Source organism: uncultured Nevskia sp., assembly GCF_903885465.1.
Taxonomy (GTDB): Bacteria; Pseudomonadota; Gammaproteobacteria; order Nevskiales; family Nevskiaceae; genus Nevskia.
On record NZ_CAISIQ010000553.1, the window covers coordinates 1 to 6182 of the forward strand.

The following is a 6182-nucleotide window of genomic DNA, read 5'->3' on the forward strand; positions in this document are numbered from 1 at the left end:
AGTTCGGCGTCAAGCTACCGACCGGCTCGCACCAGAAAACCTTCACCGACGGTCCGCTCGCTGCGGACGGCGAGATCATCGATCGCGGCCTGCAGAACGGCACCGGGACCACCGACCTGATCCTCGGCGTCTACAACTACGCGGCGATCAGCCGCGACTGGGATCGCTTCGAGCAAGTGCAGCTCAAGCAGGCGCTGAACAAGGCCGATGGCTTCCGACCCAGCAGCCAGTTCACCGCCAGCGCCGGGCTGCGCTATGTCGGCTTCGGTCGGCTGACGCCGCAGCTGCAGCTCAATGCCCGCGTCGAAGGCAAGGAAGTCGGCAGCAATGCCGACTACGACAACAGCGGCAGCCAGGCGGTCTACGTATCACCGGGCTTGTCCGGCGCCCTGGCCGGCACCCTGAACGCCTACGGCTTCGTGCAGCTGCCGGTGTACCAGCACTACACCGGCTACCAGCTGGCGCCGCATTACCTGGCGACCGTCGGCCTCAGCTACGGCTTCTAGCGCGAGGCATCGGGCCGCGGCTCGCGCAGCAGCGGCCCGACTTCGTTCAGCAGCGCATGCAGGTCATAGGCCTTGCGTTCGCCGATGCCGCCGTCGACGCGGAGCAGGCCCTGACGATCGATCACGAAGCTGATCGGCAACCGCCAGATACGGCCATAACCGGCGGCTTTCGTGTCGCCGGCCATGGCCATCGGGTAGCTGAAGTCTTGAGCAAGCTTGAGCACCCGTTCGCGCAGTTCCGGGTCATCCATGCTGACCGCGACGATCACCAGGCCTTGGTCGCGATACGTTCGCTGCAGCGCTTCGAAGGCCGGCATTTCTTCGCGACAGGGCGCGCACCAGGTCGCCCAGAAATTGATGACCACGACTTCGCCACGATGCGCCGCAAGATCGAAGCGAGTGCCGTCCAGCAAGGTCGCCGTGAAGCTGGGCGCCGGATGGCCGACCTCGATCGCCTGCACGTCGAGCGTGCACAGCAACAGGCCGGCGAGCGCCAGGCTGCCGCGCCATCGGTCGAATCGTCTGGTCATTCCCTGACGCCGCCAATCAGATGGCCAATCAGATGGCCAATCAGATGGACTGGGCGGCCTTGATCGCGCTTTCGCAGGCGTCGAAGCAGGCCTTGCAGATCGCGTGATGCTCGATGTGCGGACGGCAGGTATCGAGGCAGGCTTGCATCACCGGCACGGTGTCGCGGGCCAGTGCTGGCGCGAAATCCGAGTTCAGGCGTGCGAGCTGGGCGACGGCCGTGCAGGTGGTCTGGCAGGCCAGCGCGGTTTTCAGGCAATCGCCAAGGCTCTTGTCGCCAGTGGCCAGCACACTCTGGCAGTGAGTGATGCATTCGGTGGCGCGGGCGGCGCAGTCGGCATACACCGTGGCAAGCGCGGCGTAGCGGCCAGCCGGCGCGCTGGCCTCGGCCGCGTGGCCTTGATGGGCGCTGTGGTCGACCGCTGCTGCCGCCGGCTTGGCCTTGCCGACCGGCGCATCGCTGCGCAGATTGCGCGGATCTTCCGCGGCGGCCGTGCCGGCGAATGCGGTGAAGCTCGCCAGGCCGGCAAAGGCTCGGGTGAAATCGCGTCGGTTCATAAGTTGCTCCTGGGTTTGAAGATGAGGCGATGCTGGGAAATGTCTTCGCCCGCTATTGTCCGGGCGCCTGGCCGCTCAGGCCAATACCCAAAACATGGGCATCTACCGGACGTTCATGGCATTCCGGAAGCGATCGCGCACAGGGCCGCGGCGCGACCGGCGATAATCCTCGTCCCCTGCGACCTCCGGCTGCCACGAGAGACCACCGTGCAAACCCCTGCTGATACCCGCATTCCGATGGTGCTGCTGACCGGCTTCCTCGGCGCCGGCAAGACCACCTTGCTGAATTTCCTGCTTCGTCATCCGTCGATGACCGGCACCGCGGTGGTGATCAACGAGTACGGCGATGTCGGCCTCGATCATCATCTGGTCGAGCAGGCCGAGCCGGACGAGGTCGAGCTGATCGAAGGCGGCTGCATGTGCTGCACCTCGCGCGGCCGGCTCGCCGAAGCGCTGATGACCCTGTTCACCAAAGCGCAGCGCAAGCAGATTCCCAGCTTGAAGCGAGTGATCATCGAAACCACGGGCCTGGCTGAACCGGGGCCGATCCTCAGCCAGATCCTGCGAGCACCGCAGTTGGCCGAGCGCTTCGTGCTCGACAGCGTGGTGACCCTGGTCGATGCCGCCAACGCCGGCACCACGGTCGAGGAAATCGACATCGCCCAGAAGCAGATCGCCAGCGCCGATGCGCTGCTGATCACCAAGAGCGATCTGGTCGACGAAGCCGCGCTCACCGCGCTGCGCGAGCAGCTCAAGGGCCTGAACCCGGATGCCGAGGTCTATGTGCCGAAGAAGGGCGCCGCGCAGCCGGACTGGCTGTTCACCAACGGCCGGCGGCGGCCGCAGTCGGCGGACTTCAGCTTGAGCCCGCTGATCCTGAAGGCCGATTCGATCCGCCTGCTGCCGGTGACGCCGGGCGCACCGGACAGCGTCGATCCCTGGGGCGAGGGTCCGGACTGGAACGACATCCAGACCTTCAGCCTGATCCTCGACGAGCCGGTGCCGGCCTGGAAGCTGTTCGGCTGGCTGGATTTCCTGCGCTCGCTGACCGGCGCCGATCTGCTGCGCTTCAAGGGCATCGTCAACATCCAGGGCCAGGACAAGCCGACCGTGCTGCACGGCGTGCAGAACCTGCTCCATCCGGCCGAAGAACTGCCGGCCTGGCCGAGCGACGATCACCGCACGCGGCTGGTGTTCATCACCCGCGGCTGGGGCCAGGAAACGGTGCGCAACACCCTGGCCTACCTGCAGGACACCCCGAACGAAGATCCCCTTCTGAAACCCGCTACGCCATGACCATGAACCTTCGACTGAGCTGCATCGCCGCGCTGTCCTCCTTCGCCCTGCTGGCTGCCTGCAAGCCGGCCCCGCCGCCTGCTGCCCCTGTCGCATCGGGGGCGCCCGAAGCTGCAGCGAGCAGCGAAACCAGGATCGGCGATCTGCTGATCCGCTCGGCGCGTTCGCGGGAAACGCCGACCGCCGGCGGCACCGGCGTCGGCTTCATGAGCATCGTCAACAGCGGTAGCCAGGACGATCGCCTGATCGCGATCAGCAGCGAAGCCGCGACCAGCGTCGAAATCCACCAGATGTCGATGGCCGATGGCCAGATGCAGATGCGTGCCGTCAGCGACGGGCTGGCGATTCCGGCTGGCCAGACCGTGGAACTGGCGCCCGGCGGCTATCACCTGATGCTGATCGGCCTGAGCCAGGCGCTGGTCGCTGGTCAGACGGTGAAGCTGGAACTGCAGTTCGAGAAAGCCGGCAAGGTCAGTGTCGAGCTGGCGATCGCAGCGCTCGGCACCTGAAGCAGTCTCAGTTGTAGTCCTCGTTCAGCGCCCGCAGAAACGCAGCCAGATCGCTCTGGTCCTGGGCGTTGATGGCGATGTTGGCGATCCTCGGATCAGCGTTGCGCAAGCTGCCGGCGCGCGCCATCGCCGCGGTCTGCGCGTAGAAGCTGACCGTGGCTTCCAGGGTGTCGAACTGGCCGTCGTGCATGTACGGCTGGGAGTCGCCGAGATCGCGCAGGCTCGGCGTCTTGAAGGTGGCGACCGAGCGCGCGAGCAAGGCTTCATCGGTGCTCGCCGCACAGCTTTCACCGCTGACGGCAATGCCGCACAGCAGATTGCGCAGCGCGTGCTGGCTGTTCGGGAAGTCCGTGTTCGCGAACACGTTCCAGGCACCCAGATCGATGCGGCCGGGATCGCTGGCGACGGGAATCGCCCGCATCCGGCCCTGATAGTCGGGATGCACCGTGGTGTGCGGCAGGCTGGCGCGGGCGACGGCGGGGTCTGCGCGTTCCGTCAGGCTTGGCACCGCGAGGCTGGCAAAGGCGCCGCTGCCGTGGATGCCGTCGTACTCCATCTGCGTCACGCCGGTGTTGTGCAGGCCGAAGTCGCTGAACTGCGGCGGCGCATGGCAGGCCACGCAATTGCCGACGCCGCCGGCCGAGCGTTCCGCGTCGCTGAGACCCGCCGCATCGGCCGGCTCGCGCAGGAATACGCGCAGGCCGCGGAGTTCGGCCTCGTTGAAGGCGAAGGGCTGCAGGTGGAACTGGAAGCGGCGCAGCTGATCGGCGGCGACGAACTGTGGGGCTGCCAGCGCATCGAGCTGGGCGCGTAGGCGGCGGGCGTAATCGAGATCGCTTTCGCCGAAGGCCGGCGAGGCGGGCAGACTGTTGCGGGCCAGGAACAGATCGAACGGTGAAGCGACGTTCACGCCGTTGGCGTTCTGCACGAACAGCAGGCTTTCGACATAGGCGGCGATCAGGCGCGCCACGTCGTCGAGAATCTGCTCGTCGCTGGCGGTGCTGACATTGAGCTGGAATTCCGCCGGCAGCTTAAGGCTGGGGCTGGTGCCGGACAGCGCCGCGCGATAGCTGCCGCCGCCATCGGCGGCCAGTGCGCCGAGGCCGTCGTCCTCGCGGATCACCCGTGCGACGTGGGCAATGGCCTGCGCGGTCTCGTTCGGCAACCAGCCGCCCATGCGGCCGGTCAGGGTGGCGCGGGCGAGTTCGGTGGCGCTGGTGAATTCGCCGTCGGAATGGAGGATGAAATCATTGGCGCGTGGCACCGTCGAATTGACCAGCGCCGGCGAGTTGCGGACGGTCATCGCCGGGCCGTCGCCGCGGTCGGTGATCACCGAGCGGCGGGCGAAATCCGAATAGGTGCGGTTGCCGCCGCCGGCGATGCCGGATTTCTCGTCGACCAGATGGCATTGCCGGCAGTTCATCGCCTGGCCAGCGAACGGGCCCGGCAGGCTGCCGGTGGGGGTTACCAGCGTGGCAACGGCCGGATCACCGGACGCCAAAGGCTGGTTGACGCTGGCCGGCGAATTGACCGCGTAGAACTGCGAGAAGCGGGTTTCCAGGAACAGGCGTTCGCCAAGCGCGACCTGCGGCGGATCCTCGAATTGCGGTACTGCGCTGGCTGCGGGGCCACCGCCATCGCAGGCCGACAAACCCAGTGCTGCCAGCAGCAACAACGGCCGCCATCCCGCGGCGATCGCCGCCGCCGTCCCCGTCATCATCCCTTGCCGCATGGTGCTCGTACTTCCCGGATTTGTTTGCCGCGACGTTAATGCAAACAAATCGCATTTACAAATGTTTCACCAATAATTTCTTTTCTGCTGAGAATTTCCGCGCTCGCAGCCGTCTCAGCGACTGAGATGCGCCAGCGATGCACCGTGCTGCTCCCAGTTCTGGCCATCGAAGGCTTCGATCTCCGCCGATTCGATGCTGCCTGCTTCCAGGCAGTTCAGATTCACCGAGGAACCGCCCGGGTTCGAGCGCGGCACATAGAAGGATTTGATGCCGCAGACCTTGCAGAACAGATGCTTGGCGACGCCGGTGTTGAAGGTGTACGTGGTCAGCTGGTCAGCACCCTGCAGCAGCCGGAAGGCGCTCGCCGGCACGATCAGATGCAGATAGCCGCTGGGCCGCCACATCGAGCAGTTGCAGGACTGCACCTGCACCCGCGCCGGGGCATCGACTTCAAATTGCACGGCGCCGCAATGGCAGCCGCCACGATGGATCACCCTTGTGCCCATGTCCTCGCCTGCGTTCGATACGGACGCGAAGCTTACGGCGGTGGCTTCAGTCCGCGCAGCGCTGGATCAACAACTGGGCATCATGCTGTTCGAGCAGCGCTTCCAGCCGAGACGGCGTTGCGAACAACGCGACCTTGGTCAGCGCATCGGCTACCAGGCAGTTCGGCGCGATGACGCTGATGCTGTCGGCACCGGCATACGGGTTGCCGTTGCGTGGATCGATCAGCGCGCTGGGTGCCGCGCCGGCCGCGTAGTACGGCGCGCTGGTCGCCAGCGCCTGATCGTCGAGCTCGACGATCTGCGACCACTGCAACGGCGCCCGCGGATCGCGCAGTGCGATCCGCTGTGGCGCAAGGCCGAACACGCGCAGATCGCCACCGGCGTTGACCTGCGCCTCCGCAATGCCAGCGGCGCGCAGTTGCTCGACCGCGAGATCGACCGCGTAACCCTTGGCGATGCCGCCGAAATCCAGCCGCAGCGGCTGACGGAAACGAACCTGATTGCTTTCTATCCGCACATCACGCCAAGTCGCCTGCGGCGCGGCAC

At 66.2% G+C, this 6182-nt stretch carries 7 protein-coding genes and 1 pseudogene; 3 read left to right on the forward strand and 5 right to left on the reverse strand.

Annotation, left to right across the window (positions count from 1 at the left end):
- Positions 1-506, forward strand: a pseudogene (locus QZY06_RS21445) (hypothetical protein); the annotation flags it as partial.
- On the opposite strand, the gene QZY06_RS21450 reads toward QZY06_RS21445, so the two are convergent.
- Entirely contained in the window at positions 503-1036 is a 534-nt protein-coding gene (locus QZY06_RS21450; protein WP_295688136.1) for a peroxiredoxin, read from the reverse strand. The pseudogene QZY06_RS21445 and the gene QZY06_RS21450 overlap by 4 nt on opposite strands.
- A 40-nt stretch (positions 1037-1076) precedes the next feature.
- Positions 1077-1592, reverse strand: coding sequence for a hypothetical protein (locus QZY06_RS21455; RefSeq protein ID WP_295688138.1), 516 nt, complete (start codon positions 1590-1592; stop codon positions 1077-1079).
- A 207-nt stretch (positions 1593-1799) separates the two neighbouring features.
- Between QZY06_RS21455 and QZY06_RS21460 the strand changes: the two genes are divergently transcribed.
- Positions 1800-2888, forward strand: a complete 1089-nt coding sequence (locus QZY06_RS21460) for a GTP-binding protein (RefSeq protein WP_295688140.1) — start codon at positions 1800-1802, stop codon at positions 2886-2888.
- Positions 2885-3397, forward strand: a complete 513-nt coding sequence (locus QZY06_RS21465; RefSeq protein WP_295688144.1) for a copper chaperone PCu(A)C — start codon at positions 2885-2887, stop codon at positions 3395-3397. The genes QZY06_RS21460 and QZY06_RS21465 overlap by 4 nt, the downstream gene beginning before the upstream one ends.
- A 7-nt stretch (positions 3398-3404) precedes the next feature.
- Here QZY06_RS21465 and QZY06_RS21470 read toward each other — a convergent pair whose 3' ends face one another.
- The 3 genes from QZY06_RS21470 to QZY06_RS21480 form a co-directional block, all read right to left on the reverse strand.
- The gene (locus tag QZY06_RS21470; protein ID WP_295688147.1) at positions 3405-5129 is read right to left on the reverse strand and encodes a cytochrome c peroxidase; all 1725 of its coding nucleotides are present in this window, start codon (positions 5127-5129) and stop codon (positions 3405-3407) included.
- A 114-nt stretch (positions 5130-5243) separates the two neighbouring features.
- Positions 5244-5591, reverse strand: a complete 348-nt coding sequence (locus QZY06_RS21475; protein ID WP_295688150.1) for a GFA family protein — start codon at positions 5589-5591, stop codon at positions 5244-5246.
- Between the two features lie 91 nt (positions 5592-5682).
- The coding region (locus QZY06_RS21480) for an FAD:protein FMN transferase (RefSeq protein ID WP_295688152.1) at positions 5683-6182 on the reverse strand (500 nt) is incomplete at its 5' end.